This window comes from Cupriavidus sp. IDO (assembly GCF_000812465.1).
In the GTDB taxonomy this organism is placed as follows: domain Bacteria; phylum Pseudomonadota; class Gammaproteobacteria; order Burkholderiales; family Burkholderiaceae; genus Cupriavidus.
Window position 1 is genome coordinate 1 of the sequence record NZ_JWMA01000018.1, and the last position, 24611, is coordinate 24611.

Here is a 24611-nt window from a genome sequence, read left to right on the forward strand (position 1 = left end):
GGAACATAGTCCCCAATTCCTACCACGTCATAGTGCCGAAATAGCTGGTTAGCCAGCGAGTACTGAAAGTGCTTGCGTTGTTCTCGCACTTTGATCTCCAGCCGGGTAATCACTCGATCGAACTTTGTCCACTTCCGGCTGGGACGCCAGTGAGTCGACCTTGTGCCGTCCGCATGCACGTGATCCACCCACAGCGATTTTCTCTGACACCTGTCCCGCTTCGCACGCAGTGAATCGAGCGTGCGCTCGACCTCCGGCAGCTTCTGCAGGTTCTGGATCTCGAAGGCCTTTCCTTCGGTGTCCAGAGCGTATCCAAAATTCTTCAGGTTCGGGTCGATATAGACAACCCGCGGTAGCGGACGTTCCGTCTTCTTCTGCTTCTTGAAGGTGAAGACCGCGTAATACCGATCCTTGCCCTCACGGACGATGCGACAGGTGCGGGCCTGAGTGATGTGCTTGGGTGGCTTGATCATCCGTACCTTCAGCGACAGGCGCTTGCCGTCGCAATCGGCGCCGAAGGAGAGTTTCAGCCAACCGAACTCCGAGACATCCCAGCCCTTGTTCGGCTCGTCATACTCCAGGCTCGTCCACTGCTTCGCCCACGCCTTATATTTGATCCAGCCAACATCAGGGCCGGCGCGTTCGCCGTTCTTCGATTTGCGATGCGCAGTGATCGCCTTCGCCATGCGAAGGGCGACGTTCTTTAGCGGGGACGAATGCACGCAGCGAAGGAACGGATGCCTGTCCTTCAGTACTGGCACAAGATTGCGCAAGCCGATCTCTGAATAAACCTCGGAGAGCAGCTTTTTGGTGGTTGCCTCGTCGTCAACGGGCAACCACTTCATCAGAAACAACTCAGTCAGGCGAGCCTCGACCTGATCCTTCAGGCGGTTCCACAGCCAGTTGCAGATCTTCGATTGCCCATCGAGCCGCCCGGCAGCGTCCGCATCTATATCGAGACGGACCTTGCGGGCAAACTGCACGATGTCCGGGTCGGCTTTCTTGAAAGGCACGAGGCGATCTTTGTTGGCGTTCTTTTAAAACGTCCGCGTGCGTTCGCACACGTTATGGACCCACTCTACACGAGTGCTGATGCTGCGCAGCCCTTTTAAGCGTTTTGAATTTCTTCTGCGGCGTCCTTCAACGCTTGCATTGCCTTGCGATTCTTGTGCGACCGACTTCCGTAAAGGCGGGCTGAGAAGACCGTGATGATCTCTAGCACATCAGAGGCAAGATCTTCTTCGTAGGTAGAGTCGCCTTTCGCGTTGATGATGACAACCTCTGTGCCAAATTGCTCGCACAGAGAGAAGACTAACTCGGCGCCGAATCGCAAGAGGCGATCTTTGTGGGTCAGCACAAGCCGATCGACTTGCCCCGTGCAAATTCGTTTCAGCAGTTGCTTGAGCCCCCTTTTGTCGTAGTTCATACCCGACCCAAGGTCGCGGATAAGCTCGAAAGGCCAGCCCTTTGTCGCACAGAACAATTCGAGGACTTGGCACTGTCGCTCCAGATCGTCCTTTTGATCGTGGCTGGAGACCCGTGCGTAGCCTACCGTCACGCGGCTCAGCTCCGACTCGTCGTTCTGCTTGCCGGCGAGCGCCATCAAAGTTTGAAGGTCATAGCGGCGATGTCCACCAGGCGTGCGGTCGGCCACGACTTTTCCGGACGCCTCCCAGCGACGCAGCGTGGCCGGATGAATCCCCAGCATCGCGCACGCCTCCTTCATTGAAACCTTCGCAATTATGCTCATGGGTGAGCATATTTACATAGCTATGCGAAGCTTACAAGAGGCTGTGCACTTGCCCCGGCCTGCTGCCGGAACCATTCAGAGGACGCTTCGCGCGCCATGAGAGGCCGATACTGTAAAATCCTGCCCCACCGTCCCCATCAGCCGCACGCGGCGCATCACACGGATCTATCATGGCCCTGTACGAATCGGAGATCACCCAGTTCCTGAAGACGCTCAAGCAGGAACGTCCCTCGCTCGAAAACGAGCAACGCCAGGGCCGCGCACTGCTGTGGGACAAGGAGCCGATCAATCTGGAAGAGCGTGCCCGCGCCGAGGCTTCGCGCGTCGCGCAGAAGCCGTACGTCTACTCGCTCGACTGAGCACCGGCCGCGGCCCGCCCCGGACACCGTCCATGAACCCGAGCGATCAGGAAAAGCTGCCGCTGGCAGTGGATCTGCCCAGCGTGGCGCCGGCCCAGCCCGGCGCACCCGCCGAAGTGGTCGATGGGCTGGCGTTCGCTCGCCTGTACGGCGAGCCGCTGTTCAAGCTGCCGCAGGACCTGTACATCCCGCCTGACGCGCTCGAGATCTTCCTGGAAGCGTTCGAGGGTCCGCTGGACCTGCTGCTGTACCTGATCCGCAGGCAGAACTTCAACGTCCTCGACATCCCGATGTCGCAGGTCACCCGGCAGTACCTCTCGTACATCGAGCAGATCCGCAAGACCAACCTCGAGCTGGCGGCGGAGTACCTGCTGATGGCGGCGATGCTCATCGAGATCAAGTCGCGCATGCTGCTGCCGGTCAAGAAGGCCGACAGTGACGAGGAAGCCGAGGATCCGCGCGCCGAACTGGTGCGCCGCCTGCTGGAATACGAGCAGATGAAGCTGGCCGCGCAGCGGCTGGACCATGTGCCCCAGCTCGGCCGCGACTTCCTGCGCTCGCAGGTCTATATCGAGCAAAGCCTGGCGCCCCGCTTCCCCGAGGTGGAAACGGTGGACCTGCAGGCCGCCTGGGCCGATGTGCTCAAGCGTGCCAAGCTCAACCAGCACCACAAGATCTCGCGCGAGGAGCTGTCCGTGCGCGAGCATATGAGCCAGATCCTGCGCCGCCTGCAGCACTCGCGCTTCATGGAGTTCACCGAACTCTTCGACGACGCGATCCGCTCCGGCAAGGGCGTGCCAGTGGTGGTGGTGAACTTCATCGCCATGCTGGAACTGTCGCGCGAGGCCCTGGTGGAAATCACCCAGGCCGAGCCGTTCGCGCCGATTTATGTGCGATTGGCGTACACGCCGACCTGACCCACCCGCGCGGCGGGGTCCACCACCGGGCCACTTGTTCTACAATCCGCCGACAGCCGGCAGCATAAGCCCATACAGGGTACAGACCGGTATTGCGAAGCGCCGGGCCATCCACGGCGCCAGGGTCACACCTACCACGACCAGCACACCACGTTCATGAAAGTCATTTCCTCCATCACAGAGCTGCGGGACCAGCTGCGCGGACAGAACCGGGTTGCGTTCGTCCCGACCATGGGCAACCTGCACGAAGGCCATCTGTCGCTGATGCGCCTGGCGCGCCAGCATGGCGACCCGGTGGTGGCATCGATCTTCGTCAACCGCCTGCAGTTCGGCCCGAACGAGGATTTCGACAAATACCCGCGCACGCTGCAGGACGACATCGAGAAACTGCAGAAGGAAGGCGTCTACGTGCTGTTCGCGCCCACCGAGCGCGATATGTACCCCGAGCCGCAGGAATACCGTGTGGAGCCGCCGCATGACCTGGGCGACATCCTCGAAGGCGAGTTCCGCCCCGGCTTCTTCAAGGGCGTGTGCACCGTCGTCATGAAGCTGTTCTCGACCGCGCAGCCGCGCGTGGCCGTGTTCGGCAAGAAGGACTACCAGCAGCTGATGATCGTGCGCCGCATGGTGCAGCAGTTCGCGCTGCCGATCGACATCATCGCTGCCGAGACCGTTCGCGCCGAAGATGGCCTGGCGCTGTCGTCGCGCAACCGCTACCTGACGCCGGACGAGCGAGCCGAAGCGCCGGTGCTGTACCGCACGCTGCACGACGTGCGCGATACGGTGCTGGGCAGCGACCGCGCCGCCGCCGACCTGCTGGCCGTCGAGGCCGGTGCCAGGGCGGCACTGGAAAAGCGTGGCTGGAAGCCGGACTACGTGTCGATCCGCAAGCGCGTCAACCTGCAGGCGCCGACCCGCGAGGAGTTCGTTGCGGGCGAACCACTGGTGGTGCTGACCGCCGCCAAGCTGGGGGCGACCCGCCTGATCGACAACCTCGAGATCTGAGGCACGCGGCGAGCGCCGCCGCAATGGAAAAGAGCAAGCCGCGACCTTGCTCTTTTTTTTGCTTCAGGCCCGCCGCAAGCTGGCGCGCTGGCTGGCCTTGGCGATGTGGCGCCGGTGCCCGCGCCGCCGCTTCCACCAGATCAGAACGCCGGTCACGGCAAACATCAGCGGTGTCAGCCCGAACATCGTAATGAAAAGCCGCCCTGGCAGGCCGAACGCTTCACCGGTGTGCAGCGGAAACAGCCAGTTCAGGAAGATATCGCCGGCCGGCGCATCGTTCGGATCACGCACACCGAGACGCTGGCCGGTCCATGCGTCGAGCCACAGGCGCGTGGCGCCGCTGTCCTTGCGCACTTCGCCGGGCTGGCGCAGGCGGACCTCGTAGGCATCGCCCGCCTTGCGCGGGAAGCTGATACGCGTCACCGTGGCGCCCGGATATTGCGACTGCGCCGCGCTCATGATCTGCGCCGCGCCGAGCGGCCGCGCATCTGCCGGGGCCGCAGCCGAGACATGTTTCGCGGGTGGCGTCACCGTCATCACGCTGGCAACCATCGGCGTCACCCACTTTGGCAGGTTCAGGTACCAGCCCGAGAAGGCAATCGTGGCGAGCACCGGTGCCGCCAGGATGCCGCCGGCGCGATGCAGCGAATAGTTGAAGCGCGACCACGAGCCGCCATGTGTGATCCGGAACGCCTGCAGTATCGAGCGCACGCGCAGCTTCGGCCACCACGCCACGACGCCCAGCAGCACCGTCAGCAACAGCAGCATGCCACCGACGCCGGTGATGGTCTTGCCGGTCTCGCCGCTCAGCAGGTAGCGATGCAGGTGGAACACCGTTGGCAGCAGCAACTGCCGCGACAGCCCCGCCTCGCCCCACACGCGCTCGCCCTTGATCTCCAGCGTGACCGGATCGACCATCACCTGGCGCGAGCGCCCCGCCACGACGCCATCGGGCCCCTTGACCGGATACCAGGCAACAAACACGCCTTCCGTGGAATTCGGCAGCATCAGCAGGTTGGGCCGGCCGTAGCCGGGCTCGGCCAGGCGCTTCGTCACCGCCTGCACCACGGCAGGGGTCACGGGCAGTGCCACCGGCGCGGAGGACACCAGCAGGTCCGGGTTCAGCCGTGCATCGAGTTCATCGCGCCAGGCGATCACGGTGCCGGTCAGCCCCATCAGGACGAACAACAGGCCCAGAGTCAGGCCGATATAGAGGTGAAGCTTGACGATGACGACGCGAAGGCGGCCGGTGACCATGGGAAGCGGATATCAGGGAGCGATTCGCGTGCGGCGCCTATGCCACATCCGCCAAACGCAAATGCGAAAGATTCGCAATTCTATCAGGCTGTGCGCGCCGCGCGGCCCTCACATGCGAATCCTGAAGCTCGCACGCGACCGCGCCATCCGCGACAATGTCGGCTGCCCTGCTCCAGCGCTGCCCCGGACACGCCATATGCCCTCCCCTGACGTCGAGCTCATTCCCGCAACGGCCGCCGATGCCGACCTACTGGCCGCCATGCACACGGAAAGCTGGCGCCAGACCTATGCCGGACTGCTGCCCGACGCTTACCTGTCCCGGGAAGCGCCAGACGAGCGCCGCGCCGCCTGGCGGGCGCGCATGCTCGACGGCGCCGACGGACCACTGGAGGTAACGCTGGCGAGGGTTGGCGGCCAGCCCGCAGGCTTTGCCTGCCTCGCGCCTCAGGCCGAGCCCGCCCATGGCATCTACCTCGACAACCTGCACGTGCTGCCGGCATTCCATGGCCACGGGCTCGGCAAGCTGTTGCTGGCCCACTGTGCGCAGCGCGTCGCCACCGGCTGGCCGGATCGACCGCTGTTCCTCTACGTACTGGAGGGCAATGCACAGGCGCGAGAGTTCTACCGCCGCCTGGGCGGCACCGAGTCGGAAAGCTTTGAAGACGAGTTCCCGGGGGCCGAAGGCCAGGTCAGCATCCGACGCGTGACCTGGCCCGACGTGGGCGCGCTGCGCACGCGCCTTGTGCCGCGCCAGCCGTAGCGGGCCGGCGTCAGCGCCGCAGCGGCGCGAGCATGGCGTCCAGGTCCAGATGCGCTGCCATGCTGTCGGCCAGCCGCCCGATCGACGCCTCGCGCAGCGCCGCCAGGTCCACGGCCTCCGCGGCCTCCAGGCCGGCCCAGCGCAGCAGGGCCTGGCAGGCCGCCGGCTCGTCAAACACGCCGTGCACGTAAGTGGCCAGCACCTGGTCGTCGTCTGACCGCGCGCCGTCCGGCCGCACCTTTCCGTCGCCGCTGTCCAGCCACAGCGCGGGGCGTGCCAGCCCGGCGCCGGTGGTTACGCCAAGGTGGATCTCGTAGCCGCGAACCCGCGCATTGGCATCGGCCAGTTGGCCGGTGACCTGCCGGAGCTGCTTGTCCGCCGCCAGCGTGGTTTCGTAGTCGAGCAGTCCCAGGCCGTCGCTGCTGCCGGCGGGCCCTTCGCGCCCGTCCGGATCGTGGACACGGCGCCCCAGCATCTGCATGCCGCCGCAGATGCCGATCAGCTTGCCGCCATAGCGCAGATGCCGCCGTAGCGCCGGCTCCCAACCGTTGGCGCGCAGGAAGTCCAGGTCGCTGCGCACGCTCTTGCTGCCGGGCAGGATCACCAGATCCGCCGGCGGCACCGGCATACCCGGACCGATGAAGCGCAGGTCCACCTGCGGATGCGCGCGCAGTGCGTCGAAGTCCGTATGGTTGGCGATCCGGGGCACCACCGGCACGATCACCCGCAGCAGCTGCCCGGGCTCGCCGCGCTTGCCGACCTGCGCGCCGATGATGGCATCCTCCGCATCGAGGTGCAGGCCGTGCAGGTAGGGCAACACCCCAAACACGGGCTTGCCGGTCCGCTGTTCCAGCCAGTCCAGCCCCGGCTCCAGCAGGCCGATGTCGCCACGGAAGCGGTTGATGATGAAGCCGGTGACGCGCGCGCGTTCGCTTTCGGACAAGCAATCCAGCGTGCCGACCAGATGGGCGAACACGCCGCCGCGGTCAATGTCGGCCACCAGCACGACCGGGCAGTCGACCCGTTCGGCAAAGCCCATGTTGGCGATATCGCGGTCGCGCAGGTTGATTTCGGCAGGACTGCCCGCCCCTTCCACCAGTACCACGTCGTACGCCTGCGCCAGCCGCTCGTGCGAGGCCAGCACGGCCTTCATCGCCTCGGGCTTGTAGGCGTGATAGGCGCGCGCATCCAGGTCCAGCCGCGCCTTGCCATGGATGATCACCTGCGCGCCGGTATCGCTGCTCGGCTTGAGCAGGACCGGGTTCATGTCGGTATGCGGGGCCAGCCCTGCGGCCAGCGCCTGCAAGGCCTGTGCCCGGCCGATTTCGCCGCCGTCCGCCGTCACCGCACTGTTGAGCGCCATGTTCTGCGGCTTGAACGGGGCCACGCGCGTGCCGGCGCGCGCCAGCACCCGGCACAGGCCGGCCACCACCGTGCTCTTGCCGGCGTCGGAGGTCGTGCCCTGCACCATCAGCGTGCCGTGCAGGGCACCCGGAATCCACGGCGAATTCGCCGAAACAGGTTGAAATTGCATCCGCGGATTATCGCACCCGGCCGTGCGACCACCGGATGCGACCGCTACAATACGCGGATGGAAACACCGGCCATCGCACCCGATACCGCACCGACCGCCGCCACCGAGCCGCGTGCCGCCGGCAACGGCCATGGCGCCCGCCAGCTCACGCTGGTGCTGGGCGGGGCCCGCTCCGGCAAGAGTCACTATGCCGAGCAGCTGGCGACCGACCACGCCACCATTACCGGCGGCCCCGTCACCTACATCGCCACCGCGCGCCAGGATCCCGAGCACACCGACGAGGAACTTGCGGTGCGCATCGCCCTGCACCGCGCGCGGCGCCCGGCGGACTGGCACCTGGTGGAAGAGCCGGTACGGCTGGCCGATGCCCTCTATGCCCATGCGCGCCACGACGGCTGCATCCTGGTGGATTGCATGACGTTGTGGATGAACAACCTGATCTTCCCCGACGGCCGCAGCTATCCAGAGCATGGCGTGATCACGCCGCCCGATGCGTTCACCGAGGAAATCGAGTCGCTGCTGACCGCGCTACCCACGCTTCCCGGCCACGTCATCCTGGTGTCGAACGAGATCGGTTTCGGGGTGGTGCCGATGGGCGCCATCACCCGCTTCTATGTGGACGAGCTGGGCCGCCTGAACCAGAAGCTCGCTGCGGCAGCCGACCGCGTGCGGCTGCTCGTGGCCGGCATCCCGGTCGCGGTAAAGGGCGCCGATCCCGCATGCTGATGCTGTCCTGGCCGGCCTGCGTGGCGGCCGCGCTGGCCGGCGTATTGCTGGACCAATGGCTCGGCGAGCCCCGGCGCTGGCATCCGCTGGTCGGCTTCGGCCGGCTCGCCGCAGCGCTTGAACGGCGACTGAACCGCTTTCATGCGAATCCCTCTACCGCAATCGTCCGGCGACTCAGCGGGCTGCTGGCCTGGTCGCTGATGGTGCTGGTGCCTGCCGCGCTGGCATGGTGGCTCGTCGCAGCGGCCAGCCACTGGCACGCCGCGCTCGGACTCGTGCTGCATGCGCTGGCGCTCTATGCCGCGCTGGGCGCACGCAGCCTGCACCAGCACATCGCCCCGATTGCCGAGGCGCTCGCACGCGGCGACCTGGGTGCGGCCCGCACACTCACCGCGCGTATTGTCTCTCGCGATACCGCCGATGCCGACGCCGAGGCCCTGGCCCGTGCCGCCTGTGAATCGGCGCTGGAAAACGGCAACGATGCGATCTTCGGCGCGCTGTTCTGGTTCCTGGTCGGCGGTGCGCCCGCGGTCATTGCGTTCCGGCTCGCGAACACGCTCGATGCGATGTGGGGCTACCGCACGCACCGGCTGCGTGATTTCGGCTGGGCGGCGGCACGACTCGATGACCTGCTCAATCTCGCGCCTGCCCGGCTTACCGCGCTCTCCTACGCGCTGCTCGGCGCTACCACGCAGGCACTGCGCTGCTGGCGCACGCAGGCGCCGGCCTGGTCGAGCCCGAACGCGGGCCCGGTGATGGCCGCGGGCGCAGGCGCGGTGGGCGTCGCGCTGGGCGGCCCCGCCTGCTATCACGGCGAGATCGAATTCCGCCCGCCGCTGGGCGCCGGCGTCGCGCCCGATGCCGCCCGCATCATGGCCTGCCTGCGACTGGTCCGGCGCACGCTGTGGCTGTGGCTGGCGCTTGCCGTCGCCAGCGCGCTGGCCCTGACCATCATTCCGCCCCTCTCTGCAACGTGATTTCACCGACGGCACCCATCCGCCATGGCGGCGACCTGCGCGCGGCAGTACGCCGCTACGGGCGCCCCGCCGCCGACTGGCTCGACCTTTCGACGGGCATCAACCCCACCGGCTATCCGGTGCCGCAGTTGCCCGCACAGGCATGGCAGCGCCTGCCCGAAGACGACGATGGCCTGTCCGAAGCCGCGGCGCTGGCCTACGGTGCGCCGCATGCACTGCCGGTGGCAGGCTCGCAGGCGGCCATCCGCGCATTGCCGCCATTGCTCAGGCCGGGACGCGTGGGCATCGCCGCGCTGGGATACAGCGAGTACGCGCCTGCATTTGCCGCTGCCGGGCATGAGGTCGTGTTGCTGGCCGAATCGGATTTCATGCAGGCCGGGTTGCCCGACCGGCGCGGCCTGGACCATCTCGTGGTGGTCAACCCGAACAATCCGACCGGCCGCCTGCTGCCGGCCGGAACGCTCGCCGACTGGCACGCCGCACTGGCCGCGCGCGGCGGCACACTGCTGCTCGATGAAGCGTTCATGGACTGCACGCCCCGGCATTCGCTGTGTTCCCGTTCGGGCGAAACCGGGCTGTTGGTGCTGCGCTCGATCGGCAAGTTCTATGGACTGGCGGGGATACGCTGCGGCTTCGTGCTGGGCGCCGCACCACTGCTCGCTGCCCTGCGCGAGCGGCTCGGTCACTGGACCGTATCCGGCCCCGCGCGCGAAGTGGCCCGCCTTGCGCTGGCCGATCCCGGCTGGCAGGCTGCCACCCGGAACCAGCTTGCCGCAGCCGGCGAACGCCTTGCCGCGCTGCTGGCACGACACGGCCTGGCGCCGGTCATGCAGCCGCTTTTTTGCTGGGTGCCGCATCCCGAGGCAGCGCGACTGCACGAAGCGCTGGCCGGGCACGGCATCTGGACACGCCTGTTCGATGCCGCCGCCGACTGCCCGCCGAGCCTGCGCCTTGGCCTGCCACCCGACCTGCCGCAGGCATGGCAGCGGCTTGACGATGCGCTGGCCAGCGTGCCGGCCTGAGAACCGAAAACAATACTGATGCCCGCTGCTCTCTCCGTCGCCCGCGCGACCCTCATCACCGCCCTGCTGCTGTCAGCCAGCGCAAACGCGGCCATTTCCGTCGTCGACGATGCCGGGCAGACCGTCACGCTCGCCCAGCCCGCGCGCCGCGTGGTCTCGCTGGCGCCGCATGTCACCGAGCTGATCTATGCCGCCGGCGGCGGCGATCGCATCGTCGGCACCGTCAGCTACAGCGACTACCCGCCGCAGGCCCGCGACATCCCGCGCGTGGGCGACAACAAGGCGCTCGATCTCGAACGCATCGCCGCGCTCAAGCCCGACCTGATCGTGGTCTGGCGGCACGGCAATGCGCAGAAGCAGACTGACCGGCTGAAGGCGCTCGGCATGCCGCTGTTCTACAGCGAGCCGCGCCGGCTGGAATCGATCCCCGAGAACCTCGAGAAACTGGGCACACTGCTCGGCACCGAACCGGTGGCCCGGCGCGCGGCTGACAGCTTCCGCCAGCAGGTCGAGACACTGCGCAAGACCTATGCCGCGCGAGCGCCGGTGACAGTGTTCTACCAGGTCTGGCAGCAGCCGCTGATGACGCTCAACGGCCAGCACCTGGTCAGCGACCTGCTGGCGCTGTGCGGCGGCCGCAACCTGTTTGCCGCGGAAGCGCCGCTGGTGCCGACGGTATCGGTCGAAGCCGTGGTGGCAGGCAATCCCGAAGCGATGCTTACCGCCGGCATGGGCGCCACGCGGTCAGACCGGCCGCTTGCGGATTTTTCGATGTGGGAACGCTGGAAGCAGGTCACCGCCGTGGCGCGCGGCAACCTGTTCGTGATCGACGGCGATCTCGTCAATCGCGCCGGCCCGCGCGTGGTGCAAGGCGCGGAGCAGATCTGCAAGGATCTCGACGTCGCGCGTTCGCGCCGCCCGGCCCGCTGATCACGCCGCGCCGCGGTTCCACCACGCCAGCTGCGGCTGCGTATAGCCGAGCCGGAACAGGCAGCTGGCGCCGAACGCCAGCTCCCAGCCGAGCGTGCGGTCCAGCGGCAGGCGCAGCCAGTGGGCCGCCAACATGCGCATCGGCCCGGCGTGGCCCACCACCCAGATGCAGCTATCCTGCGCGCCGCCGAGCGTGTCTGCCCACGCGGTCACGCGCGCCATCGCCTGTGCCGCGCTCTCGCCGCCGTGCGGGCGGCCTTCGAGCAGATGGCCGGCCCAGTCGTCCAGTTCGGCGCGCGGAATGACATCCCAGGGCTTGCCTTCCCAGTCACCGAAATCCAGTTCACGCAGGCGGGGCTCCACTTCAATGGCAGGTTCGGCCAGCGTCAACGCGCGCATCAGCGCCTTGGCCGTATCGCCGGCACGCAGGAGCGGACTGGTGACAACGCGTTGCGGCACGGGCAACGCTGCGACGATGGCCGTTGGCGCGGGCGTCATCGGCACCGCCAGCGACAGGTCCAGGTTGCCATAGCAGATGCCCGGCGCCACGTCCGGACGCGCGTGGCGGATCAGGACCACGTCCATGCCGCCGCCACCAGGTAGATGAGGAGTTCGGCCAGCTGCTGGGCCATGCCCAGGCAGTCGCCGGTATAGCCGCCAATGCGCCGCACGAAATAGCGGCCCAGCAGCAGGCGCAACACGACCAGCGCCGCCACCGTCACAGCGGCAAACGCAGGCGACACCAGCCACAACGGCAGGACGCCGCAGAGCAGTGCGAAGACCAGCCCCTTGCCAGCCAGCCGCTGCGCCACGGGCTTGGCCTTGCCTTCCGGCCTCACATACTCGAGCGTGGCCAGGTAGCTCGCTGCCATCGCGCGGCTGGCGCCGTGCGCCGCAAACAGCACCAGCAGCAACTCGGACAAGCCGCTGCGCGCACCAATGGCTGCCAGCAGCTGCCATTTCAGCAGCAGCGCCAACACCAGTGCGATGGCGCCGAAGGCGCCGGTGCGCGAGTCATGCATGATGCGCAGCACGTCCTCGCGCTGCCACGCGCCGCCAAAGGCATCGACGCAATCGGCAAGGCCATCCTCGTGGAACGCACCGGTCAGCAGCAGCGTGACGGCCATGCCCAGCAGCACTGCCACGCCTGGCGGCCACCACTGCATCGCGCCCCATGTCGCCAGCACCGCCACGGCACCCACTAGCAGCCCAACCAGCGGAAAGTACCGCGCCGCGGCGTTCAGGTAGCGTGGCTCGAAGCCGACCCAGCGCGCCAGCCCGGCCGGCAGCGGTACCCGCGTGAAATAGCCAAGCGCGGTCAGGAAGAACCGGAGCTCATCGCCCATGCTGGCAGGTGGCCGCGGAGTCGGCGCCGGATCGGATGACATGGCTTAAGTGGACGCCGTGCTGACGCCCGCACCGCTGAAGGTCGCCATCTCGTTCAGGAAGGCCGCGGCCGACGCCACCAGCGGCCATGCCAGTGCCGCGCCGGTGCCCTCGCCCAGGCGCAGGTCCAGCGCCAGCAGCGGCTCGGCCTTGAAGTGATCGAGCAGGGCGCGATGGCCGCGCTCGTGCGAGCAATGCGAGAACACGCAGTACTGCAGCACCTTCGGGTCGATCCGCTGCGCCACCAGCAATGCCGCCGACGCGATGAAGCCGTCGACCAGGATCACCATGCGGCTTGCCGCGGCGGCAAGGAAGGCGCCGGTCATCATCGCGACCTCGAAGCCGCCGAAGGCCGCCAGCACATCGAGCGGCTCTACTGCATCGGCATGGAGGGCCAGCGCACGCTCGAGCACTTCACGCTTGCGCGCGAGGCCGGCGTCGTCCAGCCCGGTGCCGCGCCCGATGCAATCAGCCAGCGGCTGACCGGTGAGCCGGCTCATCAGGCATGCGGCCGACGAGGTATTGGCAATGCCCATCTCGCCAAAGCCGATCACATTGCAGCCCTGCTGCGCGTGGCGCAGCACGCGGGCCATGCCGGCGGTCATGGCAGCTGCGAGTTGCTCCGCCGTCATCGCGCGCGTCTCGGCGAAATTGCGGGTGCCGTCGGCAATGCGGCAATTGACCAGGCCGGGCGATGCCGGCAGCGGCGCGCGCACGCCGGCATCCACCACTTCCAGCGCAATGCCGTGCAGGCGCGAGAACACATTGATGGCCGCGCCGCCGCCCAGGAAATTGAGCACCATCTGCGCGGTCACTTCCGCCGGGTAGGCGCTGACGCCGGCATCGGCCACGCCGTGGTCGCCGGCAAAGACGATCACGGTCGGGCGCTTGAGCTCGGGCCGGGTCGTGCCGCAGATCTGGCCGAGCTGCAGCGCAAGGGTTTCAAGGCGGCCGAGCGCGCCGAGGGGCTTGGTCTTGTCATCGATGGCGGCCTGCAGGACAGGACGCAGCGCGTCATCGAGGGGGGCGATTTCCGGAAACTGCATGGTGTGGATACGGTACGGGCTATAAGAGGGAATTGCTGCGCAGTGTACTGCTACATTTCCACGCCGCGCTGGGCCTTGATGCCCTGCTGGAAAGCGTGCTTGACCGGTGTCATGTCGGTGACCGTGTCGGCCGCCTCCACCAACGCCGGCGGCGCGCCGCGGCCCGTGATGACCACGTGCTGCATCGGCGGGCGGGCAAGCAGATCGGCAATGACCTGATCCACATCGAGATAGTGCAGTTTCAGCGCGATATTCAGCTCATCGAGCAGCACGAGGCCAATCTCCGGATCGCGCAGCATGCCGCGCGCGATTTCCCATGCGGCCTCGGCCTTGGCCACGTCGCGCGCACGGTCCTGGGTTTCCCAGGTGTAGCCCTCGCCCATCACGTGGAAGTCGCACACTTCGGGAAAGCGGCGCAGGAACATCTCCTCGCCGCTGGGAAATGCACCCTTGATGAACTGCACGACGCCCGTATGCATGCCATGCCCGAGCGCACGCACCACCATGCCGAAGCCCGAGCTGGACTTGCCCTTGCCATTGCCGGTGGTGATCACGATCACGCCGCGCTCGGTCTGCGCGGCCGCGATCTTGGCGTCGATCACGTCCTTCTTGCGGACCATGCGCGCCTTGTGGCGGGCATCGCGGCCGTCGTCATCGGTGGGATTGGTGTTGTCGGTATCGCTCATGGTTGCTTGCCTTTTGGTCCGTGACGGGGAACGCCATCGGGAATCAGCGCGGTATGCACGCCGTCGCTGACGCTGACGATCGGGGTGCGCAGTGCGCGCGAACATTGTTCGGGAGTCAGCACCTGCTGCGCAGGGCCGTGCAGCGCGCTGCCGTCCTCGGACATCAGCAGCGCATGGGTGGCGTAGCGGCGCGCCAGGTTCAGGTCGTGCAGGATCACCACGATGGCATGGCGGCCGGCCCGTGCCAGCGCGGACACCGCTTCCAGCACCATGATCTGGTGGCGCAGGTCCAGGTGGGAGACCGGCTCGTCCAGCAGCAGCAACGGCGCCTGCTGCGCCAGCACCGCGGCCAGAGATGCGCGCTGGCGCTCGCCGCCGGAAAGCGTCAGCACGTCGCGCGCGGCCAGTGCTTCGAGGTCCATCGCCTCGATGGCGGCACGCACCACGCTGTCGTCCTCGCGACCGCTCCAGCCCCAGCCGGACAGATGCGGATGCCGTCCGACCCGCACCGCGTCGAGCACCGACATCGAGAACGTATCGTGCACCGCCTGCGGCAGGTAGGCGCGCAGCCTGGCCAGCGCGCCCGGCGCCATCCGGCCCATCGGTTCACCGTTGATGACGACGCTGCCGCCATCCGCGTGCCGCAGTCCGGCCAGCACGCCCATCAGGGTCGACTTGCCGACGCCATTGGGGCCAGCCACGCACCACAACTGGCCTGCGCCAATCTCCAGCGCCAGCCGCTCGGCCAGCACGCGTGTGCCGGTGCGCAACCGCACGTCACGCAGCGTCAGCACGGGACAGGCGGCGAGCGGCTCGGACCAGTGGCTCATCGCGGCCTCCGCAACAGCAGGTAGAGGAAAGTGGGCACGCCGAGCAGCGCGGTGATGACACCCACCGGCAGTTGCGCCGGTGCGATCACGGTGCGGGCGATAACGTCGGCCGCCATCAGCAGCGCCCCCCCAAGCAGTGCGGAAGCCGGCAGCAGCAGGCGCTGGTCATTGCCCCACGCCAGCCGCACCAGGTGCGGCACCACCAGCCCGACAAAGCCGATCGAGCCCGCCGTGGTGATGGCAGCCGCGATCGAGACCGATGCCAGCACGAACGTGGCCAGCCTGACCCGCCCTACCCGCACGCCAAGCGACTGCGCCACCGTTTCGCCGAGCAGCATGACGTTGAGCGAACGCGCCATCGGCATCGTCAGCAACAGCGCCGCCACCAGCGTCGTCAGCGCCACGCCGTAGGAGGCTGTTCCGCTCAGGTCGCCGGTCAGCCAGAACAGCATGCCGCGCAGCCGCGATTCCGGTGCGACGGAGAGGATCAGCGTGATCAGCGCGCCCCAGCCGGCGGCCAGGATCACACCGGTCAGCAACAGGCGTGCGCCGGCTTCGTGATGGCCACCCTGTACCTGAGGATGGAGCAGGTCGCGCCGCGCCAGCGTGGCCACCAGCACCATCGATAACAACGCGCCGCCGGCCGCGCCAGCCTGGATGGCCCACAGCGGCAGCATCATCAGCATGGCGCCGAGCGCGCCGGTGGCAGCGCCGCCGGAAACCCCCAGCACATACGGTTCCGCGAGCGGATTGCGCAGCAAGACCTGCATCTGCGCGCCCGACAGCGCCAGCAGGCCGCCGCACGCAAATGCCGCCGCCGCACGCGGCAGGCGCAGCTCGCGCACGATCGCGCCCGCGGTGCCGGTGTCGGCGCCGGTCAGTGCCTGCCACAGCTGGCCGGCGCTCATCGACACGCTTCCCAGCGCCAGCGACAGCAGGAACACCGCCAGCGCCGCGGCGGCAAGCGCCAGCCAGACCGCGAGTGCGCGCCTGAAATCAGCCATGGCGCGCGCACCCGCTCATCGCTGGCGCCAGCCCAGCGTGATGAAGCCGGCCCGGCCCTGCGTGTTGTAGGGGAAGGCCAGCTGGTAGTTCTTGTCGAAGAGGTTTTCTACCCGGGCGGCGACGAACCATTGCTTGTCGATGTTGTAGCGCGCGTTGAGGTTGACGATACCGTATCCGCCCAGCGTGCGCGAGCCCGTGTCCAGGCGCGACGACGACAGCAGCCATTCGCCGCCGAAGCGCCAGTTGCCGAAATTGCGGCCCACGTCCAACGCGGCATGACGGCGCGCGCGGCGCAGCAGTTGCGTATTGGTCTGCTCGTCGATCGGGTTCTGGAACGTCACGCTGGCGCCCACATCGGTGCCCCACAGCGTGGCGCGCCACGAGGCCTCGACACCTTGTACCTTGGCCTTGTTGACGTTCTGCGGTGCCAGCAAGCCATTGGCCTGGGTCGCGTTGACGATCAGGTTGTCGTAACGGGTTTCGAAGGCTGTCAGGCGCAGCAGCCCCGTGCCTTGCGTGTTGTACTGCAGCCCAGCTTCGGCCGATTTGGCCCGTTCAGGCTGCAGGTTTGGATTGCCGAAACCCGGGAAATACAGCTCGTTGAAGGTCGGTGCGCGGAAAGCGTTGCTGACGCTGGCAATCAGCTTGAGCGCGTCGGTCAGATTGTAGCCATAACCGGCGAAGAAGCTTCCCTGGTTACCGAAGTCCGAGTAATGATCATTGCGCGCGTTGAGCTGCAACTGATGCTTGCCGAATCGCCCGTCATAGCCACCGAACACGGAGAACACATTGCGGGTCGGACTGAAGACGGTACCAAAGCTGTTGGCGTCAAGCGCCTGCTGCAGATAGTCGGTACCGAACAACAGTGTATGCGAGGGCGCCAGCGCGTACTCGTTCTGCCAGTTGAACTGCCGGTTGCGCGTGTTGAAGGTGCCGTTCTTCGTGCCGTTGAGGAAGCTATCGCTGTTGTCTTCGCTCTGCGCCAGCTTGAAATGCGTGGACCAGTCCGGCAGCACCTTGCCGTTGACGAAGGTGGACAGCGTGTACAGCTCGCTGTTCATCCGGTTGTCGTCGGTGGGACGGCCAAAGGCGCTGTCGAACGACAGCTTGCTCTTCGAGTAGTAGCCCACGACGCCTGCGTCCCAGTCGGGCGTGAAGCGGTGCTTCACCTGGCCGGACACGCTCTGGTTCTCGTATGGGTTGTCGTTCGGGTTGGCGCGCGGCGCCTGCGCGGTATTGATGGACGAGAAGCCGTCGGTCTTGTAGGCCGAGCCGGTCAGGTTGAACGAGGTGTCACCGACCTGCCCGCCGTAGCCGACCGTGCCCTGGCGCGTGTTGTTGCTGCCGTATTCCACCTGCGCATTCGCCGCGGGAGCCTGGCCGGCGCCGCTCTTGGTGAAGATCTGCACCACGCCGCCGATGGCGTCGGAGCCGTAGAGCGCCGACACGTTGCCGCGCACGACCTCGATATGGTCGATCTGATCGGGCAGGATATTGGCCAGTTGCGCCGTGCCGGTACTGGCGGACGAAACGCGCACGCCGTCGATCAGGATCAGGGTCTGGTTCGAATTCGCGCCGCGCATGAACAGCGACGTGTTGGTGCCCATGCCGCCGTTGGTGGAAAACTCCACGCCGGCCTGGTTGCGCAGCAGCGTGCGCAGGTCGGCCGCCTGCGAGTTGACGATGTCCTCCTGCGTGACCACCGTGGTGTGCGGCAGCGCCTCGGTAATGGGCTGCGCGGTACGGGTGGAGGTCACCACCACCGGCGCAAGCTGGGTGGCGGTCTTGTCGCCGGCGGCCTGTGCGCGGGCAACGACGGGAAACAGGCTCGAGGAGGCAACGGCCGCGAGAATGACGGCCACGGAAGGACGCACCGTCGGCACTGCCGGGCGGTTCGACCTGCAAAGCGATGAACGCATGATGCTGGAATGGATGAGGACGGCCGGGCCCGTTCCCCCGCGGGCCATATGGCGATGAGGCGTGCCGCGCACGGCGGCAGCCCGCGTTCAGGCCGGTATCCGGGCTGGCGACATCAGACTGGCCGCCTTCCCGAACCGTGGATTCAGTGGCGTGTGGCCGGCCCTGCGATGGCAAATCCTCATTGAGCAAGGACGTGCACACTGCGATCGCTTACCGTTGCGGGGGCAGCACAGGTTGGCCTGCGCGACCTGCTGTCGGCGCCCGGCTCCCTGTTTCCCGTTGAACTGCAACCCTGTAGTGAACAGAATTGCGAGCACCTGGAACGTGCGCGAGTGTAGGCAGTTTCACCACCCGAGTCAATGCGAGGCCGGGTACGCATTTACCGCCCTGGAGCGGCACTTTCGACGCAGATGCGTGCAACTTCCGCGCGCAAGACTGGTCAGAACCGCCTCCATCGCATTGTGCCTGACGGCGCTTCGGCTAGAATCCCGATACCTGACACCCCTGAACATGACAGGCCCTATGCTCAACGAACTCGAACAACTGGCCGCCAAGATCGGACGCGTGCTCCATCATGCGGATACCTTGGCGGCGGAAAACCAGCGGCTGCGCGAGGAAATTGCGCGCCTGCAAGGCGAAGCCACACAGTTGCGCAGCGACCGCGAGGCCATGGCCGCCGATCGCGAGTTGCTCAATGTCAAGATCGAGGAAGCCCAGTTGCGCATCCAGTCCATTCTCGACAAGCTGCCCACCGCGAGCGACGCGCGCCAGCTTGACCTGCTGGGCGAAGGCGCCGCTGCGCAAGGCCCCGGCACCGACAAGGCCCCCGGAGAACACGCATGAGCAACAAGCAAGTCGAAGTCCATATCGCCGGCCAGCCCTACCGCTTCGCCATCGCGCCCGACAACGAGGCCGCGCTGCTCGAGGCGGTGGCGCTGGTCGACACCCAGATGAGCAAGCTGAAGAACAGCGTGGCGGCCAAGGGCGTTGAACGCGTAGCCGTGATGGCCGCGATCAGCATCGCCTCGGACCTGCTCGCCCTGCAGCGCAAGCAGCAGGCTGACGGGACCATTCCGGTCGACGCCATCCGCGCGCGCATCCGCGAACTCAACGAGCGCGCCGACGAGGCCCTGCGCCAGTACGCGCATGTAGGCACCGGCACGCAGGCATCGCAGCCGCAGGGTTGAGCTTGCGCAATGGCGCCGGCATGCGATGTGCGCTGGATGCCGCGCTGTTGCGCAAAATGTAACGACGGGCGCTGACGGACTTGGTATGCAACTCGACGCGGTGTATAGTGTAGCCAGACTGCACGAAGCACCACAGATGTGCAGCATCAAGGTCGGGTTATCGCGCCTGGCCGCCGTTCTCATCCCATCCTAGTTCGAAACGGCAAACGTCTGACATCTCGCCCGCGGGTTCGCTTTTACGGGGCACGCAAGGGGTGTTGGAGAGTCAGACGTTTGACAGTTTCCCTGCCTGGTTCGTGAGGGTCATAAACTCCTTGAACCGATATGCATTGCATGGTGCGGGATCATGTCGCATGGGCGAGCGTGTCGCTTCATTCATAGTCCGGGCCTGGCTTGGACTCCCTGAGTGGGTGATGTACCCAAAATGCGACTTCCGCAGCCACTCTGAACCTCACTTGGGTTCAGGATGCCGACCCAGCGGCCGAGGCGGGGACCCCTCAAAAGGCGGTGGTTTTCTGAACCACCGCCTTTTTTCTTGCCTGGCTTTTCCCGCTCACGCAGCCATCCGTGCTGCCGCGAGCCTTGCAGCGCCCCTTGCCAACTCATCCGCACATCCACGCCCATGAGCCGCGCCGCCACCCCGCCCGCTCCGAAACGCGCCCGCCAGTACTGGCTGATGAAATCGGAGCCCGACGAAGCCAGCATCGACGACCTTGCCAGGGAAGGCACACTGCCGTGGACCGGCGTGCGCAATTACCAGGCGCGCAACTTCATGCGCGACACCATGCAGATCGGCGACGGCGTACTGTTCTATCACTCGTCGTGCCCCGAGCCGGGCATCGCGGGGCTGGCCGAGGTCTGCTCGACGCCCTATCCCGACCCCACCCAGTTCGATCCGAAGAGCACGTATTACGATGCCGCCTCCAAACGCGAAGAGCCGCGCTGGATGCTGATCGATGTGCGCTTCGATCGAAAAAGCGCGCTGATCCCGCTCGCAGCCCTGCGCGAGCATGAAGAACTGGCCGACATGGTGGTGCTCCGGCGCGGCAACCGGCTCTCGATCACGCCGGTGACGCCCGCCGAATGGCGCTTCATCACCACCCGGCTGATGGGCTGACCTGTTTCACCGGCCGTAGCCCGAACGGGGGGGCCGGCCAGACTCGAACAATAACAACGACACGCGTCACCCGATGAACCTCACCCTGATCCCCGGCCTGCTCGCGCTCGGCGCTTTTACCGGTTTCTGCGCCGGCCTGCTCGGCGTGGGCGGCGGCATGATGATGGTGCCCTTCCTCACGCTGCTGTTCACCAGCATGGGCTTCGCCGACGAGGCCATCGTGCACATGGCGATTGCCACCTCGATGGGGACCATCCTGTTCACCTCGCTCTCGTCGGTGCTCGCCCATCACAAACGCGGCGCCGTGCGCTGGCCAATCGTCTTTGCGCTGGCGCCCGGCATCCTGGCCGGCGGCATGATCGGCGGCGGCAAGGTCTTCGCTGCGCTCAAGACGAGCTGGTTGTCGCTGGCGTTTGCCTGCTTCGTCGGCTTCTCTGCGTTGCAGATGCTGCGCAACCGGCGTCCGGCGCCGTCCCGGCAACTGCCCGGCACACCCGGCATGCTCGGGGCGGGCTCGGTGATCGGATTCCTGTCGAGCCTGGTGGGCGCCGGTGGCGCTTTCGTCTCGGTGCCGTTCATGACCTGGTGCAATGTGCCGATCCACAATGCCGTGGCTACCTCGGCGGCACTGGGTTTCCCGATCGCGGTGGCCAGTGTGCTCGGCTACATCTGGAGCGGCTGGCATCAGCCGGGACTGCCGCCCGCGTCGCTGGGCTATATCTATCTGCCCGCGCTGTTCGTGATCGCCATGGCGAGCGTGCTGACCGCGCCGCTCGGCGCGCGCACCGCGCACCGGATGGACGTGAGCCAGCTCAAGAAGGCCTTCGCCGTGCTGCTACTCTGCCTGGCAACGTACATGCTGTGGAAGGCCTGGCGCGCGTTCTGAGCCGCATGGCCGTGCCGCACGCAGGGAACGATTGACAGGCTGTTGCGTCTCATACCCATCACTTCTAACGGGAGAACTAGATGAAACAACTGCTCGCGGCCACCCTGCTCGGCACCACCGCCATCGTTGCGTCCGCGGCCGGCGGCCCCACTGCTGAGCCGCCGTCGGGAGTATTGTCGCTGTCCGCGCAGGCCGTTACCGAAGTCCCGACCGATATCGTGCACCTGACGCTGGCAGCAGAGCAGGAAGGCGCGGAGCCGGCGGCAATCTCGTCCGCGCTGTCGACCCGCACGCAGGCGGTCATCACGCAGGCCAAGCGCACCCCGGGCGTGCAGGCGGAATCGGGGGGCTTCACCATCCACCCCACCACTGACCGCAATGGCCGCATCAGCACCTGGCGCGGGCGCTCGGAGGTCATCCTGCAATCGCGCGACTTCGCCGCGGTCTCGAAGCTCGCCGGCGAACTGGCCAGCCAGATGCAGGTGCAGAACATCGCCTTCTCGCTGTCGCGCGAGGCCCGCCAAGCAGCGGAAAGCAAGCTCGCCGAGCAGGCCGTTGGGTCCTTCCGCGAAAAGGCGCAGGCCACCACCAAGCTGTTCGGCTACAACAGCTACACGATCCGCGAAGTGAACCTGAATGAAAGCGGCGTGGTGCCGCCGATGCCGCGCATGTATGGCGCCGCCAAGGCCATGATGGCCGACGCCGCCGCACCGGTGCCGGTCGAGGGCGGCAAGACCCAGGTCACCGTGTCGGTGAACGGGTCTGTGCAGATGCTGAAGTAAGGAAGGCGCTTGACCACCCGCCGGTGTGCTGCCTCTCCCGCAAGCGGGAGAGGCAGCACACCGGCAGCGTCTGCAAGTCCCTCAGAGCCCGGCGAACTGCTGCCGCAGCACGTTCTTCTGCACCTTGCCCATGGTGTTGCGCGGCAGTTCCTCCACCACGTGCACGCGCTTGGGCACCTTGAAGTTGGCGATGCGCCCCTTCAGCGTGCCGATCAGCGCCGCCTCGTCCAGTTCGGCGCCGGGCTTCTGCACCACCACGGCCACCACGGCCTCGCCGAAGTCGACATGCGGCACGCCGATCACCGCGCTCTCCACCACGCCGGGCATCTCGTCGATAAAGCTCTCGATCTCCTTCGGGTACACGTTGTAGCCGCCCGAGATAATCAGGTCCTTGCTGCGGCCGACAATGGTCAGGTAGTCGTCCGGCACCGCGCGTTCGCCTGACTGGCTGACGATGGCCCCGCCAAAGCGGCCCACGTCGCCGGTCTTGAACCAGCCGTCACCGGCGAATTCCTCGCGCGTCTTTTCCGGCATGCGCCAGTAGCTCTTGAACACGTTCGGGCCTTTCACCTCGACATTGCCGATCTCGCCGGCGGCGCAGGCCTTGCCTTCGCCATCCACCACGCGCACCGACACGCCCGGCAGCGGCATGCCGACGGTGCCGCCGATGCGATCGCCTAACGCGGTGTCATAGGGATTCGATACCAACATCACGGTCTCGCTCATGCCGTAGCGCTCGAGAATGGTGTGGCCCGTGCGCGTGCGGAATTCGTCAAAGGTTTCGAGCAGAAGCGGCGCCGAGCCCGACACGAACAGCCGCATGCGGCGGCAGGTATCGTCGTCGAAGCGCGGTTCCTGCAGCATGCGCACATAGTAGGTGGGCACGCCCATCATCACGGTCGAGCGCGGCAGGAATTTCAGCACCTGCGCCATATCGAGCCTGGGCGTCCAGATCATCTTGGCGCCCGCCAGCAGCGCGCCGTGCGAGGCCACGAACAGGCCGTGCACATGGAAGATCGGCAGCATGTGCAGCAGCACGTCGTCGCTGCGCCAGCCCCAGTATTCGTGCAGCGTCTGTGCATTCGACGACAGGTTGCCGTGCGTGAGCATCGCCCCCTTGCTGCGCCCGGTGGTACCCGAGGTATAGAGGATGGCCGTCAGGTCTTCCTCGGCGCGTTGCACCGTTTCAAACGTATCCGGCTGCGCCGCGGCGCGCGACAGCAGCGAGCCGCTGCGGTCTTCGTCGAGCGTGAAGACATGGCCGGTGCCGTGCCGGAATGCCACCTTCGACACCCAGCCGAAATTCTTGCTGCTGCACACGACCACCGCCGGCTCGGCATTGCCGACGAAGTAGTCGATCTCGGCTTCCTGGTAGGCCGTGTTCAGTGGCAGGTAGACATAGCCGGCGCGCAGCGTGGCGAGGTACAGGAACAGCGCCTCGGGCGACTTCTCGACCTGGACCGCTACGCGCGAGCCTTCGGGCAGGTGCAGCGACTTGAGCAGGTTGGCCAGCTTGGCGGTGGCGCGGTCGAGATCGTCCCAGCTGTAGTACAGGCCGTCGTGCGTTTCGATGCAGCAGGCGGTGCGGTCGGCGGGGAAGCGGGATTCGAACAGGGCGAACAGGTTGGCGTTCATGGTGTAGATCGGAAATGAAGACTTGCGAATTGCGTGCAGCGGCCTGGAAGGTGAAAGCGTGAGGGAAGCTAATTCCCGTTGAATTGAGGGGAGCGGCGCGCCAGGAACGCCGACACGCCTTCGGCGTGATCCTCGCCCCCGGCATAGGCGAAATGCGCGTCAAGCTCGGCCGCCGTCAGCGGCACCGGCTGCGGCGACAGCCGCCGGATAGTGGCCTTGTTGATGCGGGCTGCGGTGGGAGCCCCGGCAGCAATGCGGCGCACGGTGGCAGCGACTTCTTCCGCGAGCCCGACCGCCGATACCACGCGCGTCAGCAGGCCCTTTTCGCGCGCTTCGGCTGCATCGAACACGCGGCCTTCGAGCAGGATTTCAAGTGTGACGGCACGCCCGGCGAGCGCAAGCAATCCCTGCAGCTCGCCGGGTGCCATCGGGAATCCGAGCCGGTTGATCGGCACGCCGAAGCGGCTGTCGTCGGCGGCAATGCGCAGGTCGCAGTGGCAGGCGATCTCCAGTCCGCCGCCCACGCATACGCCTTCGATCATGGCGACAGTCGGGTGCGTGCATCCGGCAATCGCGGCCAGTGCCGGCGCGATGATTTCCATGTGGTAGCGGCGCACCGCTGCCTCGTCGCCGCGTACCTGCGGAAACTCGGCAATATCGGCGCCGGCGGCAAAGTTGCCGTCGGCGCCGCGCACCACCACGCAGCGCAGCGAGGTGTCCGCGGACAGCCGCGCAAAGCCATCGGCGAGCGCCTGCCACATCTGCGCGGATATGGCATTGAGCTTGCCTGGGTGCGAGAGCGTGACGGTGGCCGTCGCGCCCTCGGAAGCAACTAAGACGGCTCCGCTCATCGCGAAACTCCTGCCGGACATCCGGCGCGTACGTGGATCAGAT

Annotated in this window: 26 protein-coding genes, 1 other RNA gene and 1 riboswitch; of the genes, 14 read left to right on the forward strand and 13 right to left on the reverse strand. The window is 66.7% G+C overall.

What is annotated here, in order from left to right; all coding sequences use genetic code 11:
• Both RM96_RS06130 and RM96_RS06135 read right to left on the reverse strand, forming a co-directional pair.
• The coding region (locus RM96_RS06130) for a hypothetical protein (RefSeq protein WP_052279348.1) at nucleotides 1–1013 on the reverse strand (1013 nt) is incomplete at its 3' end.
• A gap of 95 nt (nucleotides 1014–1108) precedes the next feature.
• A complete protein-coding gene (locus RM96_RS06135; protein WP_443112239.1) occupies nucleotides 1109–1750 on the reverse strand; it encodes an IS607 family transposase in 642 nt (213 codons plus the stop codon).
• A gap of 170 nt (nucleotides 1751–1920) precedes the next feature.
• Here RM96_RS06135 and RM96_RS06140 point away from each other — a divergent pair, with 170 nt between their 5' ends.
• The 3 genes from RM96_RS06140 to panC all read left to right on the forward strand — a co-directional run bounded on the left by RM96_RS06140 (nucleotide 1921) and on the right by panC (nucleotide 4031).
• Entirely contained in the window at nucleotides 1921–2109 is a 189-nt protein-coding gene (locus RM96_RS06140) for a DUF3460 family protein (RefSeq protein WP_039008835.1), read from the forward strand.
• 32 nt (nucleotides 2110–2141) lie between these two features.
• Nucleotides 2142–3026: a segregation and condensation protein A gene (locus RM96_RS06145; protein WP_039008837.1), complete on the forward strand. Its 885-nt coding sequence runs from the start codon at nucleotides 2142–2144 to the stop codon at nucleotides 3024–3026.
• Nucleotides 3027–3182: 156 nt separating this feature from the next.
• A complete protein-coding gene (gene panC, locus RM96_RS06150; RefSeq protein ID WP_039008839.1) occupies nucleotides 3183–4031 on the forward strand; it encodes a pantoate--beta-alanine ligase in 849 nt (282 codons plus the stop codon).
• A gap of 63 nt (nucleotides 4032–4094) precedes the next feature.
• On the opposite strand, the gene RM96_RS06155 is transcribed toward panC, so the two are convergent.
• Nucleotides 4095–5288, reverse strand: a complete 1194-nt coding sequence (locus RM96_RS06155; protein ID WP_039008840.1) for a PepSY-associated TM helix domain-containing protein — start codon at nucleotides 5286–5288, stop codon at nucleotides 4095–4097.
• Between the two features lie 196 nt (nucleotides 5289–5484).
• On the opposite strand from RM96_RS06155, the gene RM96_RS06160 reads away from it, so the two are divergent.
• Complete coding sequence (locus RM96_RS06160) at nucleotides 5485–6048, forward strand: GNAT family N-acetyltransferase (protein ID WP_039009118.1); 564 nt, start codon at nucleotides 5485–5487, stop codon at nucleotides 6046–6048.
• A gap of 10 nt (nucleotides 6049–6058) precedes the next feature.
• Here RM96_RS06160 and RM96_RS06165 read toward each other — a convergent pair whose 3' ends face one another.
• The gene (locus RM96_RS06165) at nucleotides 6059–7519 is read right to left on the reverse strand and encodes a cobyric acid synthase (protein WP_039009120.1); all 1461 of its coding nucleotides are present in this window, start codon (nucleotides 7517–7519) and stop codon (nucleotides 6059–6061) included.
• 120 nt (nucleotides 7520–7639) lie between these two features.
• Here RM96_RS06165 and cobU point away from each other — a divergent pair, with 120 nt between their 5' ends.
• The 4 genes from cobU to RM96_RS06185 are packed head-to-tail and all read left to right on the forward strand — an operon-like array spanning nucleotide 7640 to nucleotide 11237.
• A complete protein-coding gene (gene cobU / locus RM96_RS06170; protein ID WP_082016441.1) occupies nucleotides 7640–8308 on the forward strand; it encodes a bifunctional adenosylcobinamide kinase/adenosylcobinamide-phosphate guanylyltransferase in 669 nt (222 codons plus the stop codon).
• A complete protein-coding gene (gene cbiB / locus RM96_RS06175) occupies nucleotides 8302–9285 on the forward strand; it encodes an adenosylcobinamide-phosphate synthase CbiB (RefSeq protein ID WP_039008841.1) in 984 nt (327 codons plus the stop codon). The genes cobU and cbiB overlap by 7 nt, the downstream gene beginning before the upstream one ends.
• Nucleotides 9282–10307 (forward strand): threonine-phosphate decarboxylase CobD, encoded by a 1026-nt coding sequence (gene cobD, locus RM96_RS06180; protein ID WP_152624050.1) that lies wholly within the window; start codon nucleotides 9282–9284, stop codon nucleotides 10305–10307. Before cbiB ends, cobD begins: the two co-directional genes overlap by 4 nt.
• Before the next feature lie 18 nt (nucleotides 10308–10325).
• A complete protein-coding gene (locus RM96_RS06185; protein WP_039008843.1) occupies nucleotides 10326–11237 on the forward strand; it encodes a cobalamin-binding protein in 912 nt (303 codons plus the stop codon).
• Here the strand turns inward: RM96_RS06185 and RM96_RS06190 are convergent, their stop codons facing one another.
• From RM96_RS06190 to RM96_RS06220, 7 genes are read right to left on the reverse strand one after another with little or no spacing between them, the layout of a single operon-like run.
• Nucleotides 11238–11822 (reverse strand): histidine phosphatase family protein, encoded by a 585-nt coding sequence (locus tag RM96_RS06190; RefSeq protein WP_039008844.1) that lies wholly within the window; start codon nucleotides 11820–11822, stop codon nucleotides 11238–11240.
• Nucleotides 11807–12583 (reverse strand): adenosylcobinamide-GDP ribazoletransferase, encoded by a 777-nt coding sequence (locus RM96_RS06195; protein WP_039008846.1) that lies wholly within the window; start codon nucleotides 12581–12583, stop codon nucleotides 11807–11809. Before RM96_RS06195 ends, RM96_RS06190 begins: the two co-directional genes overlap by 16 nt.
• 45 nt (nucleotides 12584–12628) lie before the next feature.
• Entirely contained in the window at nucleotides 12629–13669 is a 1041-nt protein-coding gene (gene cobT / locus RM96_RS06200) for a nicotinate-nucleotide--dimethylbenzimidazole phosphoribosyltransferase (protein ID WP_039008848.1), read from the reverse strand.
• 50 nt (nucleotides 13670–13719) lie between these two features.
• A complete protein-coding gene (gene cobO, locus RM96_RS06205) occupies nucleotides 13720–14355 on the reverse strand; it encodes a cob(I)yrinic acid a,c-diamide adenosyltransferase (protein WP_039008850.1) in 636 nt (211 codons plus the stop codon).
• Nucleotides 14352–15185, reverse strand: a complete 834-nt coding sequence (locus RM96_RS06210) for an ABC transporter ATP-binding protein (RefSeq protein ID WP_039008852.1) — start codon at nucleotides 15183–15185, stop codon at nucleotides 14352–14354. The genes cobO and RM96_RS06210 overlap by 4 nt, the downstream gene beginning before the upstream one ends.
• Nucleotides 15182–16189 carry a FecCD family ABC transporter permease gene (locus RM96_RS06215; RefSeq protein WP_039008854.1) on the reverse strand — a complete coding sequence of 336 codons (1008 nt, stop codon included), beginning with the start codon at nucleotides 16187–16189 and terminating at the stop codon, nucleotides 15182–15184. Before RM96_RS06215 ends, RM96_RS06210 begins: the two co-directional genes overlap by 4 nt.
• A gap of 15 nt (nucleotides 16190–16204) precedes the next feature.
• Entirely contained in the window at nucleotides 16205–18109 is a 1905-nt protein-coding gene (locus RM96_RS06220; RefSeq protein WP_039009137.1) for a TonB-dependent receptor plug domain-containing protein, read from the reverse strand.
• Between the two features lie 73 nt (nucleotides 18110–18182).
• Nucleotides 18183–18446: riboswitch (cobalamin riboswitch) on the reverse strand.
• 186 nt (nucleotides 18447–18632) lie between these two features.
• Here RM96_RS06220 and RM96_RS06225 point away from each other — a divergent pair.
• The 6 genes from RM96_RS06225 to RM96_RS06245 all read left to right on the forward strand — a co-directional run bounded on the left by RM96_RS06225 (nucleotide 18633) and on the right by RM96_RS06245 (nucleotide 22082).
• On the forward strand, nucleotides 18633–18953 hold the full coding sequence (locus tag RM96_RS06225) for a hypothetical protein (protein ID WP_039008856.1): 321 nt from the start codon (nucleotides 18633–18635) through the stop codon (nucleotides 18951–18953).
• Complete coding sequence (locus RM96_RS06230) at nucleotides 18950–19297, forward strand: cell division protein ZapA (protein WP_039008857.1); 348 nt, start codon at nucleotides 18950–18952, stop codon at nucleotides 19295–19297. The genes RM96_RS06225 and RM96_RS06230 overlap by 4 nt, the downstream gene beginning before the upstream one ends.
• A gap of 279 nt (nucleotides 19298–19576) precedes the next feature.
• A non-coding RNA gene (gene ssrS, locus RM96_RS36535) (6S RNA) lies at nucleotides 19577–19794 on the forward strand.
• Between the two features lie 125 nt (nucleotides 19795–19919).
• A complete protein-coding gene (locus tag RM96_RS06235) occupies nucleotides 19920–20414 on the forward strand; it encodes an EVE domain-containing protein (protein WP_039008859.1) in 495 nt (164 codons plus the stop codon).
• A 73-nt stretch (nucleotides 20415–20487) separates the two neighbouring features.
• Nucleotides 20488–21300, forward strand: coding sequence for a sulfite exporter TauE/SafE family protein (locus RM96_RS06240; RefSeq protein WP_039008861.1), 813 nt, complete (start codon nucleotides 20488–20490; stop codon nucleotides 21298–21300).
• Nucleotides 21301–21380: 80 nt separating this feature from the next.
• On the forward strand, nucleotides 21381–22082 hold the full coding sequence (locus RM96_RS06245; protein ID WP_039008864.1) for an SIMPL domain-containing protein: 702 nt from the start codon (nucleotides 21381–21383) through the stop codon (nucleotides 22080–22082).
• Between the two features lie 81 nt (nucleotides 22083–22163).
• Here RM96_RS06245 and RM96_RS06250 read toward each other — a convergent pair whose 3' ends face one another.
• Together RM96_RS06250 and RM96_RS06255 are read right to left on the reverse strand one after the other, a co-directional pair.
• Nucleotides 22164–23717 (reverse strand): malonate--CoA ligase, encoded by a 1554-nt coding sequence (locus tag RM96_RS06250; protein WP_039008866.1) that lies wholly within the window; start codon nucleotides 23715–23717, stop codon nucleotides 22164–22166.
• A 68-nt stretch (nucleotides 23718–23785) separates the two neighbouring features.
• Nucleotides 23786–24568 (reverse strand): enoyl-CoA hydratase/isomerase family protein, encoded by a 783-nt coding sequence (locus RM96_RS06255; protein ID WP_039008867.1) that lies wholly within the window; start codon nucleotides 24566–24568, stop codon nucleotides 23786–23788.
• Nucleotides 24569–24611: the final 43 nt, after the last annotated feature.

Coding starts and splice junctions, on each gene's coding strand:
- RM96_RS06135 (WP_443112239.1), bottom strand. CDS start 1,750: ATGAGCATAATTGCGAAGGTTTCAATGAAGGAGGCGTGCGCGATGCTG.
- RM96_RS06140 (WP_039008835.1), top strand. CDS start 1,921: ATGGCCCTGTACGAATCGGAGATCACCCAGTTCCTGAAGACGCTCAAG.
- RM96_RS06145 (WP_039008837.1), top strand. CDS start 2,142: ATGAACCCGAGCGATCAGGAAAAGCTGCCGCTGGCAGTGGATCTGCCC.
- panC (WP_039008839.1), top strand. CDS start 3,183: ATGAAAGTCATTTCCTCCATCACAGAGCTGCGGGACCAGCTGCGCGGA.
- RM96_RS06155 (WP_039008840.1), bottom strand. CDS start 5,288: ATGGTCACCGGCCGCCTTCGCGTCGTCATCGTCAAGCTTCACCTCTAT.
- RM96_RS06160 (WP_039009118.1), top strand. CDS start 5,485: ATGCCCTCCCCTGACGTCGAGCTCATTCCCGCAACGGCCGCCGATGCC.
- RM96_RS06165 (WP_039009120.1), bottom strand. CDS start 7,519: ATGGTGCAGGGCACGACCTCCGACGCCGGCAAGAGCACGGTGGTGGCC.
- cobU (WP_082016441.1), top strand. CDS start 7,640: ATGGAAACACCGGCCATCGCACCCGATACCGCACCGACCGCCGCCACC.
- cbiB (WP_039008841.1), top strand. CDS start 8,302: ATGCTGATGCTGTCCTGGCCGGCCTGCGTGGCGGCCGCGCTGGCCGGC.
- RM96_RS06185 (WP_039008843.1), top strand. CDS start 10,326: ATGCCCGCTGCTCTCTCCGTCGCCCGCGCGACCCTCATCACCGCCCTG.
- RM96_RS06190 (WP_039008844.1), bottom strand. CDS start 11,822: ATGGACGTGGTCCTGATCCGCCACGCGCGTCCGGACGTGGCGCCGGGC.
- RM96_RS06195 (WP_039008846.1), bottom strand. CDS start 12,583: ATGGGCGATGAGCTCCGGTTCTTCCTGACCGCGCTTGGCTATTTCACG.
- cobT (WP_039008848.1), bottom strand. CDS start 13,669: ATGCAGTTTCCGGAAATCGCCCCCCTCGATGACGCGCTGCGTCCTGTC.
- cobO (WP_039008850.1), bottom strand. CDS start 14,355: ATGAGCGATACCGACAACACCAATCCCACCGATGACGACGGCCGCGAT.
- RM96_RS06210 (WP_039008852.1), bottom strand. CDS start 15,185: ATGAGCCACTGGTCCGAGCCGCTCGCCGCCTGTCCCGTGCTGACGCTG.
- RM96_RS06215 (WP_039008854.1), bottom strand. CDS start 16,189: ATGGCTGATTTCAGGCGCGCACTCGCGGTCTGGCTGGCGCTTGCCGCC.
- RM96_RS06220 (WP_039009137.1), bottom strand. CDS start 18,109: ATGCGTTCATCGCTTTGCAGGTCGAACCGCCCGGCAGTGCCGACGGTG.
- RM96_RS06225 (WP_039008856.1), top strand. CDS start 18,633: ATGCTCAACGAACTCGAACAACTGGCCGCCAAGATCGGACGCGTGCTC.
- RM96_RS06230 (WP_039008857.1), top strand. CDS start 18,950: ATGAGCAACAAGCAAGTCGAAGTCCATATCGCCGGCCAGCCCTACCGC.
- RM96_RS06235 (WP_039008859.1), top strand. CDS start 19,920: ATGAGCCGCGCCGCCACCCCGCCCGCTCCGAAACGCGCCCGCCAGTAC.
- RM96_RS06240 (WP_039008861.1), top strand. CDS start 20,488: ATGAACCTCACCCTGATCCCCGGCCTGCTCGCGCTCGGCGCTTTTACC.
- RM96_RS06245 (WP_039008864.1), top strand. CDS start 21,381: ATGAAACAACTGCTCGCGGCCACCCTGCTCGGCACCACCGCCATCGTT.
- RM96_RS06250 (WP_039008866.1), bottom strand. CDS start 23,717: ATGAACGCCAACCTGTTCGCCCTGTTCGAATCCCGCTTCCCCGCCGAC.
- RM96_RS06255 (WP_039008867.1), bottom strand. CDS start 24,568: ATGAGCGGAGCCGTCTTAGTTGCTTCCGAGGGCGCGACGGCCACCGTC.